9 protein-coding genes and 1 tRNA gene are annotated in these 14597 nt (G+C 65.0%); 7 read left to right on the forward strand and 3 right to left on the reverse strand.

Features of this window, described 5'->3' with window-relative positions; translation table 11 throughout:
• Window positions 1–37 precede the first annotated feature (37 nt).
• Window positions 38–784: a lysoplasmalogenase gene (locus tag ACPPVV_RS01650; protein WP_426701746.1), complete on the forward strand. Its 747-nt coding sequence runs from the start codon at window positions 38–40 to the stop codon at window positions 782–784.
• Window positions 781–2061 (forward strand): sterol desaturase family protein, encoded by a 1281-nt coding sequence (locus ACPPVV_RS01655; protein ID WP_426701747.1) that lies wholly within the window; start codon window positions 781–783, stop codon window positions 2059–2061. Before ACPPVV_RS01650 ends, ACPPVV_RS01655 begins: the two co-directional genes overlap by 4 nt.
• An 89-nt stretch (window positions 2062–2150) precedes the next feature.
• Here the strand turns inward: ACPPVV_RS01655 and ACPPVV_RS01660 are convergent, their stop codons facing one another.
• On the reverse strand, window positions 2151–4652 hold the full coding sequence (locus ACPPVV_RS01660) for a TonB-dependent receptor (protein ID WP_426701748.1): 2502 nt from the start codon (window positions 4650–4652) through the stop codon (window positions 2151–2153).
• 247 nt (window positions 4653–4899) lie between these two features.
• Here ACPPVV_RS01660 and ACPPVV_RS01665 point away from each other — a divergent pair, with 247 nt between their 5' ends.
• Complete coding sequence (locus ACPPVV_RS01665; RefSeq protein WP_426701749.1) at window positions 4900–6411, forward strand: amino acid permease; 1512 nt, start codon at window positions 4900–4902, stop codon at window positions 6409–6411.
• Between the two features lie 3 nt (window positions 6412–6414).
• On the opposite strand, the gene ACPPVV_RS01670 is transcribed toward ACPPVV_RS01665, so the two are convergent.
• The gene (locus ACPPVV_RS01670; protein WP_426701750.1) at window positions 6415–7500 is read right to left on the reverse strand and encodes a GGDEF domain-containing protein; all 1086 of its coding nucleotides are present in this window, start codon (window positions 7498–7500) and stop codon (window positions 6415–6417) included.
• Window positions 7501–7790: 290 nt separating this feature from the next.
• Between ACPPVV_RS01670 and ACPPVV_RS01675 the strand changes: the two genes are divergently transcribed.
• From ACPPVV_RS01675 to ACPPVV_RS01690, 4 genes are all read left to right on the forward strand, one after another.
• The gene (locus ACPPVV_RS01675) at window positions 7791–9689 is read left to right on the forward strand and encodes a M61 family metallopeptidase (protein WP_426701751.1); all 1899 of its coding nucleotides are present in this window, start codon (window positions 7791–7793) and stop codon (window positions 9687–9689) included.
• Window positions 9690–9899: 210 nt separating this feature from the next.
• A tRNA-Arg gene (locus ACPPVV_RS01680) sits at window positions 9900–9976 on the forward strand.
• Between the two features lie 254 nt (window positions 9977–10230).
• A complete protein-coding gene (locus ACPPVV_RS01685) occupies window positions 10231–12669 on the forward strand; it encodes a TonB-dependent receptor (protein ID WP_426701752.1) in 2439 nt (812 codons plus the stop codon).
• Window positions 12670–12771: 102 nt separating this feature from the next.
• On the forward strand, window positions 12772–13842 hold the full coding sequence (locus ACPPVV_RS01690) for a glycerophosphodiester phosphodiesterase (protein ID WP_426701753.1): 1071 nt from the start codon (window positions 12772–12774) through the stop codon (window positions 13840–13842).
• 60 nt (window positions 13843–13902) lie between these two features.
• On the opposite strand, the gene ACPPVV_RS01695 is transcribed toward ACPPVV_RS01690, so the two are convergent.
• Window positions 13903–14493 (reverse strand): hypothetical protein, encoded by a 591-nt coding sequence (locus ACPPVV_RS01695; protein WP_426701754.1) that lies wholly within the window; start codon window positions 14491–14493, stop codon window positions 13903–13905.
• Window positions 14494–14597: the final 104 nt, after the last annotated feature.

Here is a 14597-nt window from a genome sequence, read left to right on the forward strand (position 1 = left end):
GGCTATGATCGGGTAACCACCGTCACCGGGACCGTGCATGTCCGCCATCGCCTTCAACGCCGCTCCACGGCCGTATCCGCGCGAACTTGCACTGGTCACGCTGGGTGCCAGCCTGGCCGCGATCGCCGGGGCGCTGCTGGCGGCGAGCTATCCCGGTCAGGGTTGGGTGTGGCTGCACTGGTTCGGCAAGCCGCTGGCCACGGCGCTGATTTTCGTGCTGGCATGGCGCGCGCAGCCGGCGCAATCGCCGCGCTATCGGCGCTGGATTCTGCTCGGCATCGCCTGTTCGCTGCTCGGCGACGTGTTGCTGATGCTGCCGGGCGACCTGTTCGTGCCGGGGCTGGTGGCGTTCCTGCTCGGCCACCTGTGTTTCATCACCGCCTTTCTTGGCGATAGCGGCTTCGCGGCGCGGCCGTTTCTGCTGCTGGCCAGCCTCGGTTACGGCGCGGTCAATCTGTCCCTGTTGTGGCCCTCGATCGGCGCGCCGCTGCGCGTGCCGGTGATGGTCTATGTGGTGGTGCTGGCGTGCATGGGCGGGCAGGCCTTGGTGCGCGCACGGATCTTCGCGTTGCGTGGCGACGCGCAGGCGCCAGCGGCGCGGCTGGCCGCGCTGGGCGCGCTGATGTTCATGCTCAGCGACAGCCTGCTGGCGTGGAACCGTTTCCACGGTGCGATTCCGCTGGCCAGCCTGTGGGTGTTGTCGGCGTATTATCTGGCGTTGTGGTGGATCGCGCGCTCGGTGCAGCGCGACGACACGATGGTCGAGGCAGAGGCGGCGACGTGAATACGCAGGAACTCATCATCACCTGGGCGACTCCGGTGTTCTTTCTGCTGATCGGGATCGAACTGCTGGTTGCGAAGTTGCGCGGTCGATCCGCCTACGCCAGCAGCGATGCCATCAACAGCATTGGCCTGGGCGTGATCTCGCAAGTCGTCGGCGTGTTCACCAAGCTGGTGTCGATCGGCATCTATGCCTGGTGCGTGCAGCATCTGGCGTTGTTCGCGATGCCGGAAGACAGCCTGTGGGTCTGGGCCGGTGCCTTGCTGCTGTACGACTTCTGCTACTACTGGCTGCATCGGATGGGTCACGAGGTGAACATCCTGTGGGCCGCGCATGTGGTGCACCACCAGAGCGAGCACTACAACCTGTCCACCGCGCTGCGTCAGACCGGTAGCGGCGCGTTGCTGGGCTGGCTGTTCTACCTGCCGATGGCGGTGCTTGGCGTGCCGGTGAAGGTGTTCGTGGTGGTGGCGCTGATCGACTTGCTGTACCAGTTCTGGGTGCACACCGAGCAGATCGGCCGGCTCGGATGGTTCGACCGGGTGTTCTGTTCGCCGTCCAACCATCGCGCGCATCACGCGGTGAACGATCGTTACCTGGACCGCAATTACGGCGGTGTCCTGATCGTGTGGGACCGCCTGTTCGGCACCTTCGTCGAGGAGAACGACGAAGACCCGCCGGTGTACGGCACGCGCTCGCCGCTGCGCAGCTGGAATCCGTTGTGGGCAAACGTCGAGGTGTACTGGAAGACCGCCCAGGACGCGTGGCATGCGAAGCGCTGGCGCGACAAGTTGCTGGTCTGGATCAAGCCGCCAGGCTGGCGTCCGGCCGACGTGGCGACGCGTTATCCGAAGCCGGATTTCACGATGCCGAGCGAGCGCTTCAATCCGCCGCTGTCATGGCCGATGAAACTCTACGTGCTGCTGCAGTTCGCGTTGTTGCTGGGCATGGCGACGCAGTTCCTCGGCATGGCCGGCACGGCCAGCCTGTCCGCGCTGCTGGGGTATGCGGCGTACTTGGTCATCAGCCTGTGCGTGATCGGTGCGTTGATGGAGGGTCGGCGCTGGGCCTCGTGGGCGGAAGCTCTGCGCGTGCTGGCCACGGCCGCGGTGCCCTTGCTCAGTGGCGTCTGGTTCGGCATCGGCCATCTGGACGGCCATATCGCGCTGGCGTTCGCCGCGATATTCGGGCTGAGCGCGCTGGCCTTGCCGTGGCTCGGCGGGTTGCGCACGTCGGCGCCGCTGCGCACAACGTCGCGCCAGGCTGAGCACGCCCGGTAGGAGCTCGCTGGCGGGCGATGCTCCTGTTCTGGATGTCCGAAGAAAGAGCATCGCCCGCCAGCGGGCTCCTACCGGGTCGGGAGGGGTGCTCAGAACTTCACGCGCGCTTCGACGCCCCACATGCGCCGTGGCGTGACGTAGGCGTACGGCGTGCCAAGCACCGACTGCGAGATCGTGCCCAGCCCGCTGACGTACTGTTTGTCGAACAGGTTCTGCACGTACGCGCCGAGACCCCAGCGACCGTTCGCCGCGTTCCAGTCGACACGCAGGTCAGTGCGTTGCTGCGGCTCGCCGAGGTCGAAGTTGGTCGGCAACGCGCACTTGCCCTGGTAGACCGAAGCGTCGTTGCAACGCATGCGGCCGCGGTAGCCGTAGTTGGCGTGGAAGCTCAGGTCGCCATGGGCGACGCCGTGCCAGGTGTAGTCGCCGCTGAGGCTGTAGGAGTACTTCGGTTCGTCCACCGGCTGGCCGGAGACGTCCAGATAGAGTGCATCGCCCTGGCCATCGAGTCCGGCCGGCACGCGCGCGGTGGAGTACTTCGAATCGATGTAACTGCCGTTGAAGCCCAGCTGCAGGTCGTCCACCGGTATCCATTGCACCTGCAGGTCCACGCCGGTGGCGTCCTGGCTGGTATTGCTGACCTGGTAGGTCGGCACGCCGAGGCCGTCGGTGGACGGCACCACCACCAGGGTCTGCTTGTCGGTGTAGCGGTAGTGATAGACCGAGGCATTCAGCAGCAGGTGCTGCTCGGGGAAGGTGCTCTTGATGCCGACCTCGGCATTCCACACTTTCTCCGGCTCGAACTGCGAGCCGGGCTCGGTGCCGTTGTAGCCGCCGGCCTTGTAGCCCCTGGCCAGTGACGCATAACCCATCGTGTCGGGCGTGAACTTGTAATCGGCGACCAGGCGCGGGCTCAGGTCGTTCCAGCTGTTGTCCTTGCTGACCAGCTGGCCGACCGCGTTGGGGAAGATCTGGTTCTGGGTAAGGATGGCGCGCAGGGCATCGGCACTGAGCGCGCCACCGGTGAGCGCCGGTGCCAGCGCCAGAATGCCGGCGGCATCGAGCTGATCGATCGTTGCATCGAGCTGCGGCGCATAGCGGACTGGCGTGTACCAGTCGAAATACTTGCGATCATGGGTATAACGCAGGCCGGTGGTGATGTTGAGCTTGTCGGTGACATGCCAGATCGCGTCGCCATAGGCGGCATAGGAATTGAAGCGGCCGTTGTTGCTGACGGTCTCGGTCCACGGATCGCCGAGCAGCCGGTACGGCAGGCCGAACGCCTGCAGCAGCGAGTCGAAGTAGTGGAACAGCGTGCCGTCCGGGGTGAAGTTGGCGCCGAGGCCGCTATTGATCGCCAGCGTGTCGTAGGTGTCGGTGTTGACCGTGGCCAGGCTGGTTTGCCTGGCGCGTTCCATGTAATAGCTGGCGCCGGCGACCCAGTCGACCAGGTCGTTGCTGCCGCTGAGCTTGAACTCCTGGTACAGCGTGCGCCCCTGGCTGATCACGCCGGTGTCGAGGTGGGTGGTGAGGTGGTTGGTGCCGTCACCGTCCTCGACGTGCGAGATGTTGTAGGCGGCGTAGTTGGTGGTCGAGGTGAAGTTGCCCCAGTCGAAGCCGTGATCGAAAGCCAGGGTCCAGCCGTTGTACTGGCGTCGTTCGCGGCCGCCGTCGCTGTCGTTGAAGAACGGCGCATGGCGCGGGTCGTAATAGGTGGATGGATCGGCCGGGAACGGCGCGCGCTGATACAGGTCGGTGGACGACAGCGGGATCAGGCCCACGTCCATGCGCGAGGGCTGCTGCAGGCGATCGTGGTCCCATGACAGGTGCACGGTGCTGTCGGGCGTGACCTGCCAGCGCGCCACCATGCGTGCGCCCCATTCGTCGTCCTTGCCGTAGTGCTGGCCGGTGACCGCATCCTTGAGATAGCCGTCGCTCTGGTTGTCCAGGAAGCTCATGCGCACGGCCAGGTCCTTGTTCACCGGCACGTTGAGCAGGGCGTCGCCGTAGCGCTTGCCGTACTCGCCGTAGCGGACGCGCGCGTTGCCCTCGAGCTTGTCGGTGGGTTCGTTGGTGACGATCGAGATCGCGCCAGCGGCCGTGTTGCGGCCGAACAAGGTTCCCTGCGGGCCCTTCAGTACTTCGACCCGCGCCACGTCGTTGAGCGCCATCAACGCGCCCCCGGAACGCGTCTGGTAGACGCCGTTGACGTAGACGCCCACGGCCGAATCGGTGCCAATGCCGAAGTCATTGGTCTCGATGCCGCGCAGCCGATAGGTCGGCTGGGTCGGGTCGCTGCCATCGACCACCAGGCCGGGCACGAACAGGTTGGTCTGACTGAGGTCGGTGGCGGCGACGATGTCGAGTTGCTTCGAGGTGACGATGCTCATCGCGATCGGCACGTCCTGCACCTCCTGCGTACGGCTCTGCGCGGTCACCGTGATCTTGCCCAGCTCGGTGGCGTTGGCGGTCGAGCTGGCCGGTGCGGGCTTGCCGGCGACTTGGGCCAGGGCGGCGCATGGCAAGCCGAACGCCGCGGCGAACAGGGCGCCGCGGATGCCGGCGGCCAGCCGGTGGGTGCGGATAGGCATGGATGTTTCCCCGATGTGTGGCCCGATAGCTGTTTCCGTCGTTCGCCGCAACCGGATGGCGAGCACGGGATACCAGGGCGCATGTTCGCCCGGTATCCGCGGGGAAGTACAGGTGCGGCGCAGCATGGGTGCGCGGTTTCGATGGCGCGGCAACCTCCGGTGCGAATGATGGATGCCCGCGGGCATCGCGCCGGTCATGCCGTCGGCGTATTCGTTATGATCGCCGCTTGCTTCCGAGGGTCACACGATGGGTTTTTTCAGCAAGCTGGTGCGCCACAAGACGGTCGAGCAGTTGCAGGCGGAGGTCGGCACGCGTGGCGATTTCCGTCGCGTGCTGGGGCTGTGGCAGCTCACCGCGATCGGCATCGGCGGCATCATCGGCGTCGGCATCTTCGTGCTGGCCGGCCAGCAGGCGGCGACCAACGCCGGGCCCGCGGTGGCCTTGAGCTTCATCATCGCCGGCCTTGGCAGCGCTTGCGCCGCCTTGTGTTATGCCGAATTCGCCGGGCTGATCCCGGTCACCGGCAGCGCCTATACGTATGGCTACGCGGTGCTTGGCGAGTTCGTCGCCTGGATCATCGGCTGGGATCTGCTGCTGGAATACGCGCTGGTGGTCGCGGTGGTGGCGATCGGCTGGTCCGGCTATGTGCAGGTGCTGCTGACCTCGGCCGGTGTGCACCTGCCGGAATGGGCGCAGCAGAGCATGAGCGCGCAGACCATGCAGTACTACCTGCAGCAGACTTTCGGCCTGCGCGGTGGCAGCGCGATTGCCGGACCCAGCGACGGTCACCGTTTCAACGTGATTGCGGCGGCCGTGTCGGTGGGTGTGGCCGTGCTGCTCACCGTGCGCACCGAATGGGGTGCGCGCTTCAACACGCTGGTGGTGGCGATCAAGGTGATCGGCGTGCTGCTGGTGGTCGGTGTGGGCGTGTTCTATATCGACACCGCGAACTGGCATCCCTTCATCCCCGCGCGCGTCGTTGATGCCGCCAGCGGCGTCGGCCACTTCGGCTGGCAGGGTGTGTTGACCGGCGCCAGCGTGGTGTTCTTCGCGGTGTTCGGCTACGACACGCTGACCACGGCCGCGGAGGAGTCGAAGGATCCTCAGCGCGACCTGCCCCGCGCCGTGCTGCTGTCGCTGGCCATCGCGATGGTGTTGTACATCGCGGTGTCGCTGGTGCTCACCGGCATCGTGCCGTACAGCACGCTGAGCGGCGAAGCCTCGGTGTCCGATGCGTTCGAGTCGATCGGCCTGCACTGGCTCAGTATCGTCATCGCGGTTGCCGCGGTGATCGGCGTTACCAGCGTGCTGTTTGCCTTCATGCTGGGCGCGGCGCGCATCTGGTTTGCCCTGGCCCGCGACGGCTTGTTGCCGGCATGGTTCGCCAAGGTCAGCCCACGCTTCGGCACGCCGGCGCGGCCGACCATCATCCTGGGCCTGTTCACGGCGCTGGTGGCGGGCCTGTTGCCGATCGGCGAAGTGGCCGAGCTGGTCAACATCGGTACGCTCAGCGCCTTCATCATCATCTGCGGCTCGATCATGCTGCTGCGCGTGCGCCGGCCCGACCTCAAGCGCAATTTCCGCACACCGGCGGTGTGGTTCACCGCGCCGCTGGGCATCGTGTTCTCCGCCGTGCTGATCTACGGGCTGCCGTGGATCACCTACGAGCGCTTCGTCATCTGGATGGCGTTGGGCTGCGTGATCTATTTTGCGTACGGCATCCGGCACAGCAAGATGGCTCAAGCGGGCCAGTCGTGATAATCACCGCCAGTTGTCGATCGCGCTGACGATCCGGTCGCGGCCATCGCGCTTGGCCTGGCGCATGGCCTGGTCGGCGCGCGCCAGCAGCGTTTCGAGCGGCTCGTCGGGGCGACGGCATTCGGCGATGCCGATGCTGATGGTCAACGGACCATCCGGTCGCTGGATTTCATGCACCGCCAGGCGCAGCCGTTCCGCACGGGCGCCGGCATGCTGCAGGTCGAGGCCGGGCAGCAACAGGGCGAACTCCTCACCGCCGATACGGCCGATCAGGTCGCCCTGGCGCATCTGCGCGTGCAGGGTGGCGGCTAGCGCAACCAGTGCCGCGTCGCCCGCGGCGTGGCCGTGGTCGTCGTTGATCCGTTTGAAATGGTCGGCATCCAGAAACAAGATGCACACCGATTGTTGCTGGCGTTGCAGCTTGGCCAGCGCGAGCCGGGCCAGTTCCAGAAATCGGTTGCGCATCAACAGTCCGGTCAGGCCGTCGGTGCTTGCCTGCTCGCGCAATTGCCGTTCCAGCCGGAATTGCGCGAACAGCGTGCTGGCCATGAACGAGCGCAATACGGCCGCCAGCGAAATCGAAATGGCCATGTAGACGAAGTACTGGAAGATCTGCACACCGTCGGCGCCGCCAAGCAACAACATCGGCAGCGGCCCGAACGCGCACAGCGCCATCGCGACGGCGAAATCCCAGCGCCCGAGCCAGATCACCGACGACACCACCGGCAACAGTAGGCCCGGCAGCACCCATGGTTGCCCGTGCAGGCGGCCGATGCCGTTGAGGTTGATGCCGATCTCCAACAGCAGTACGCACGACAGCGCCAGCAGGCTGAGCAGCCGCGGCCGCCGAACGTATTTGGCGGCGGAGGCCACCATGACAAGCAGCGGCAGCGGTGCCAGTCGCAGCAGCAGGGGCACGGACGAAGGGCGCACGAAGCTGCTGGCAATAATGGCCACGGTATAGGACAACGTGGCCATCAGCATCAGCGCATGGATCATCGGCCCCATCTGTCGCGCCAGGTAACGGGCGTATTCGCGGCGCTGCTCCGGATCTTCGGCGTGCTTCCGGGTCGCGAAGAGGGCGTGCATGCGGGTCTCGATGGTGGGTGGGTGGGGATGGTGCCCACGCAGTCCAGCAAGATGGGTGCCATGATCGTACCTGTTCCGATCAGGTCGATACGTCGGACGTGCAGCCATGACCTTCGGCATGGGTTAAGCGTGGCTGTCGCGGTCTAGCATCGGCTCCTTGGATTCATGTCGCGGCAGTTTTCGGCGGCGTGGATATCCGGAGTCCATCAGGTTTTGCCCGGTTCGCGCCGTGATGTTCGGCTCGTACGGCCACGCCTGTCGGACTTCCACATCCCCACCCGGAGAAAACATTGAAAGTCACCCGCCTCGCCTCTGCCCTCGCTGTCGCCGCCCTCGGGCTGGTCAGTTTCACCGCGCTTGCCGATGTCCCGGCACCGCAGGATGTGCCGTATCAGGGCACCTTGAAGATCAACGTGGATGCCACCGACCTGGCTCACCGGATCTTCCGCGTGCAGGAGACCGTGCCGGTCGCCGCCGGCCCGCTCACCCTGCTGTATCCGCAGTGGCTGCCCGGCAACCATTCGCCGACCGGCCCGATCGACAAGATGGCCGGGCTGGTGGTGAAGGCGAATGGCCAGGTGTTGCCGTGGACGCGTGACCCGCTCAACGTCTATGCCTTCCACGTCGATGTGCCGCAAGGCGCGACCAGCGTGGATCTGACGTTCCAGTTCCTGTCGGCGCAGGATCGTCGCCAGGGCCGCGTGGTGATGACACCGGAAATGCTCAACCTGCAATGGAACGCCGTGACCATGTATCCGGCCGGCTATTACGCTCGCCAGATCAACACCGAAGCCAGCGTGAAGCTGCCCACCGGCTGGCAGGCCGGCACGGCGCTGGAAGTGGCCTCGAAGAACGGCGACACGCTGAACTTCAAGCCGATCAACTACGACGACCTGGTCGATTCGCCGATCTACGCGGGCAAGTATTTCAAGCGCCTCGATCTCGATCCGGGCGCCAAGACGCCGGTGCACATGGACATCGTCGCCGATGACGCGAAGTACCTGGACGTGAAGCCGGAGCAGCTCAAGCTGTTCCAGAACCTGGTCCAGCAGATGTACAAGATGTACGGCGCGCACCACTACGACCACTACGATTTCCTGGTGTCGCTCAGCGACAAGATGAGCGGCAACGGGCTGGAACATCATCGCTCCAGCGAGGACGGCACCGGTGCCGACTTCTTCACCGAGTGGAAGAAGAACGCGCTGAGCCGCGACCTGTTCTCGCACGAGTTCAACCACTCCTGGGACGGCAAGTACCGCCGCGGCGCGGATCTGGCCACGCCCAGCTTCAACGTGCCGATGAGCGACACGCTGCTGTGGGTGTACGAGGGCCAGACCCAGTTCTGGGGTCACGTGATGGCCGCGCGTTCGGGCTTGTGGGACGCCGACCAGGCACACGACATGTGGGCCTATACCGCCTCTACCTACGACAAGGGCCGTCCGGGCCTGGCCAGCTTCCGCAACGTGCAGGACACCACCAACGACCCGGTCATCGCCCAGCGCGCGCCGTTGCCGTACCGCAACTACCAGGCCAGCGAGGACTATTACTCGGCCGGCCAGATGATCTGGCTCGACGTCGACGGCCAGCTGCGTGAGTTGACCCACGGCAAGAAGAGCATCGACGACTTCGGCAAGGCGTTCTTCGGCATGGACAACGGCAAGTGGGACGTCAACACCTACGTCTTCGAGGACGTGGTCAAGACGCTCAACGGCATCGCTCCGTACGACTGGGCCAAGTATCTGCGCAGCCGCCTCGACGGCCACGGTCCGCTGATCGGCGGCATCGAATCGCACGGCTGGAAGCTGGTCTATACCGACAAGCCGTCCGATGCGGTGAAGGCGATCGAATCGCGCCGTCATTCCGCCGACCTCACCTACTCGCTCGGCGTTTCCATCGGCAAGGACGGCTCCATCGGTGACGTGTTGTGGGATGGCCCGGCGTTCAAGGCCGGCCTCTCGCCCAGCATGACCGTGGTGGCCGTCAACGGCCACGACTACAGCTCCGATGCGCTCAAGGATGCCGTCACCGCGGCGGCGAAGGACAAGAACCAGTCCGTCGAACTGCTGGTGAAGAACTTCGACGAGTACAAAACCATCCGCATCGACTACCACGATGGCCTGAAGTACCCGCACCTGGTCCGCGACACCAGCAAGCCCGACACGCTGACCGCGTTGCTCAAGGCCCGCTGAGGCGAGCCCGAAGCTTCAGGGAAGCTGTAGGAGCGACTTCAGTCGCGATGCTTTTGATCCGGGTGGCAATCACCAGGGAGCATCGCGGCTGAAGCCGCTCCCACAGGTAACGACCCTTCGGCCGCCCGATCACGACGCGCGGCATCTCGGCTATACTGCGCTCCCCGCGCTGTCAGCCCTTCGGCCAAGGCATCTCGCGCGGCCATACATGCGCCCGTAGCTCAGCTGGATAGAGTACTGCCCTCCGAAGGCAGGGGTCGTGGGTTCGAATCCCGCCGGGCGCACCATCACCTCTCCATCGCAACCTACGCATCGATCGATGCGTAGGCGTCTTGTGCGACGGTCCCCTCGTTGATCAACCACCTGCTGTCGCGCCGCAGCAAGCCTGCGCTTGCCTGTCCGTAGTAGCTTCCTCGCGGGGAAGCGGCGTCGCGGCGGGAATTCAGTGGGTGGGGTTGCTGCGACACGTGCCTGTCATGCGCGGCCGACACCATGTCAGGCCATATGCTTTGGACGTTCCATGCGTTTTTCAGGGGAAATCATGTCGAATTCGAGAGCAGGCGTTCGTGTATCGGCACCGCGCCGCAGCTGGTTGTCCTGGTCCATCCAGTGCCTGTTGCTGGGATTGACGCCGTTGGCGGTACAGGCGCAGGAGCAACCGGTCAATGCGCCGGCCGCGTCCGGTTCGTCGCCGTTGGTGGCCAATGCGATCAATCTCAACCGGGTCACGGTGACGGCGCAGAAGCGCGAGCAGCAGGTGGTGGATGTGCCGATTTCGATCTCGGCCTTTTCGAATGATTTCATGCATCGCTTCGGCATCAGCGACGTGGAGGCGTTGAGCCGCTACGTCCCGGGCGTGCAGGTGCAGGTGCAGAGCCCGAACAATCCGGGCATTGCCGTGCGTGGCATCACCACCGACGATGGCGCGGCGAATACCACCACGCGCGTGTCGATCTTCCAGGATGGCGTGGACATCAGCCGTTCGCGCGGCTCGATGGTGGCGCTGTTCGACATGAACCGGGTCGAGGTACTGCGCGGTCCGCAGGGCACACTGTTTGGTCGTGGCGCCGAGAGCGGTGCGATCTCGCTGATCCAGAACAAGGCCCAGGCAGGCAACTCCGGCGGCTTCCAGACCGAGTTCGGCAACTTCGCCAGCCGCAAGCTCACCGGCTATCTCAACACGCCGGTTTCCGACAACGTGTACGCACGCGTGGCGGTGTACAACACGAAACACGACGGCTACATCAAGAACCTCAGCGGCGGTCGCCTCAGCGGCGAAGACACCACCGCGGTGCGTGGCAGCCTGCATTTCAACGTTGCCAGCAACAGCGGCATCGACCTGATCGCGAACTACCAGCGCGACACGCCGCCAGGCACCGATTTCCGCAGCGCCACGGTGCCGAACCGCTACGGCTCGACCGATGTTTACGGCGACGCCGATCTCAACCAGGGCGATGAACTGGGTTTGCGCCGCAAGGTCTATGGCCTCACCGCGATCGGCGATTTCGCGCTCAGCGACGACTGGCGCCTGTCCAGCACCACCGGCTTGCGCAAGTTCAATTCGTTCGAGCGGTTTGACGCCGACGGTTCGCAGGTCAACATGTTGAACTTTGGCGAGCACGCGAAGAGCCACCAGCTGAGTCAGGAGTTGCGCCTGAACTACGACGCCGGCGGCAGCTTCACCGGTTTCTTCGGCGCCAACTATTTCTACGAGAACGGCAGCCAGGGTGTGCCGTTCAGTACCGACGAGCGTAGCTTGTTACTGCAGTTGCTGGCATTGGCGCCGACCCTGGATGGCCTGTCCGAATCCACCCGCAACCTGATTGCGCTGCTCGGCGCGCCGCCGCCGCTGCTCACGCCCGGCAACCTGCCGAATCAGCCGTACAGCGCCATCCCGATTCTCGGCGTGCCGCTGAACACGAACGAGCAGGAGAGCTATACCAACTACGGCAGCACGCGTTCGTACGAGGTGTTCGGCGACGGTACCTGGCGCCCGAACGAACACTTCGATCTCACCGGCGGCTTGCGCGTGACACGCGAGGAACAGGCGGCCGGCTACCAGGTCATCAACGCTTCGCCGGCCTCAGGCATCGGCACGACGCTGGCGCAGTTCGGCGCAGGCTTCAACGGCATTACCGGGCCGAACAACCTGTTCGTACCGACCAACGGCCGACTGGGTAATGATCACAGCAGCACCTCGGTGGTGGGGCGGTTGATCGGCACCTTCCATGTCGACGAATCCACCAACACCTATTTCAGCGTGTCGCGCGGACGGCGTCCGAACGTGCTGGCGTTCAACGTGAACGAAGCAGGCAACGGCTACGACAAGGTGGTGTTGCCGTCCGAGATCATCATGAGTTACGAGATGGGCCTGAAGGGCGAGGCCGACGGCGGTCGCTTCGCATACGACCTGTCGGCGTTCTATTACGACTACAACAACTTCCAGAGTCAGGCTTTCCAGGGCGGCCGCTTGCTGACGCTCAACGCCGGCCGTGCCCGCGTGCCGGGTTTCGAAGCCTCGTTGCAGCAGGCATTCAACGACCGCTTCAGCGGCTTCATCAACTACGGTTACCTGCATGCGCGTTTCGCCGACAAGGACAAGCAGGGTCGCGAGCAGGCACTTGCCGGCAATCACCTGCGACTGGCGCCGGACCACACCCTCGCCATCGGCGTGCAGTGGAACCAGCCGCTGGCCGAGGGGCGCAACCTGTACGTGCGTCCGAGCTATACGTGGCGTTCGAAGATCTATTTCGAGGACAACAACAACCCGGCCTACGTGCAGCCGGCGTATGGCCTGCTGAACCTGCGCGCCGGCGTTACCTTCGACAAGGGCCGCTGGGATCTCGGTGTGTGGGGCGCCAACCTGCTCGGCAAGCAGTACCTGATGGACGCCGGCAACGTCGGCGAGAACTTCAACCTGGCGACCTATATCCCGGGTGCGCCGCGCACGTTCGGCATCAGCATCAGCGGCAAGTTCTGAGCGCATGCGCATGAGTAGGCGCCGCGAATTCCTGCAGGACATGGGGCTGTCGTGTACGGCCAACCGGGAGTCCCCATGTATCGCCTATGCTTGATCCTTGCCATGCTTTCAGTCACTGCCATGCCCGCCACCGTCGTCGCCACCGAGAAACCGCTCGCTGCCAAGGTGCTGGTGATCGGCCACCGCGGCGCCAGCGCGTTGCGTCCGGAGCACACGCTGGCGTCCTACGCCAGGGCCATTGCCGATGGCGCCGACTTCATCGAGCCGGACCTGGTGATGACGAAGGATGGCGTGTTGGTGGCGCGCCATGAGAACGAGATCGGCACTACCACCGATGTGGCCAGCCATCCGGAGTTCGCTGCGCGCAAGGCCAGCAAGACGGTCGACGGCCGCCAGGTGGCCGGCTGGTTCAGCGAGGACTTCACCCTGGCCGAATTGAAGACGCTGCGCGCGCGCGAGCGGCTGCCGCAGATCCGCAGCACGCAATACGACGGACAGTTCCAGGTGGCCACGCTGGACGAGATCATCGATTTCGTGGCGGCCGAATCGGCGACGCGCGGACGCGTGATCGGCATCATTCCGGAGATCAAGCATGGCACGTATTTCCGCAAGATCGGCCTGCCGATGGAGGACAGGCTGCTCGCGACACTGGCCGCCCACGCCTACACGCGCGCGGCGCCGGTGGAAGTCCAGTCTTTCGAGATCGGCAACCTGAAATACCTGCACGGCAAGATCGCGGACGGCAAGCACGCCAACATTCGTCTGCTGCAGCTGCTCGACGGGGCTGACCAGCAGCCGTACGACGTGACCGCCGCGGGTGGCAAGCTCAGCTACGCAGACATGATGACGCCGGCCGGACTGCGCGACATCGCCAGTTATGCCAACGCGATCGGCCCAAGCATCCGCGCGATCATTCCGCTGAAATTCGATCACCTGCTTGGCGAGCCCACCACGCTGGTGCACGACGCGCACGCGGCCGGCCTCGAGGTGCATCCGTACACCTTCCGTCCCGAGAACTATTTTTTGCCGATCAACCTGTGGCAGGGCATCGACCCGCGCCAATACAACGAAGACGGTTCCATCGCCGAAATTCGCACCTATCTCGCCACAGGCATCGACGCCTTCTTTACCGACGATCCGGCGATCGGCCGCAAGGCGCTGGACGGGCGCTGAGTCGCCAACGAAGAAAGGCGCCCCGAGAGACGCCTTTTTCCTTGCGTTGCAGCGGAGCGGTCAGCTCTTCTTGATGTCGAAATCCTGTTTGGCGACCGGCTTGCCGTCGAGCGAGATCTCCACCCGATACTTGCCTTCCGGCCACAGGTCCGGGTTCTGCACCTTGAAGGTGGTCATGGCCGGGCCATCGGTGGCGATCGACTGGCTGATATTGCTGACCAGCTGGCCCTGGCCCTCCAGATAGCTCCACTTGGCATTCAGGGTGGCGCCCTCGCTGCTGCCCTCGGTGGCGACGCTGGCGTAGATGGTCTTGTTGCTGGCGGCGAAACTGCTGCTGGCGTGGGTGACCTGATGCTGCGAGTTCACGTCGCTGCCGACAGTCAGCTTGGCGACCTTGAGCGGTACCGTTACCGGCGCAGCTGGCGGGGCAGCGGCGACCGAGGTTGCGGGGGCGGCCGCACTGCCGGCGGTGGCCGGTGGCATCGTTGCCGTCGTACCCGCAGCCGCCGGGGTCGGCGCGATGGCCGCGGTAGTGGCGGGCGCGGGCGCGGCGGCCGGGGTGGCCGGCTTGTCCTTGCCGCAGGCACTGAGCAGCAACAAACCGGCGAGGCTGGCGCTCAGCAGCGCGGTGGAACGGATCGTATGGGTCATGGCGAACTCCTGGGTCAATGACTGGCACCTGCCGATCCATGGCAACCGCCGCCGCACTGTCCAGGTGCAAGGGTCAAGACGCAAAGGCTAGCCCCGCCGATATG

It is taken from the genome of Rhodanobacter sp. Col0626 (assembly GCF_049994385.1).
Classification (GTDB): domain Bacteria; phylum Pseudomonadota; class Gammaproteobacteria; order Xanthomonadales; family Rhodanobacteraceae; genus Rhodanobacter.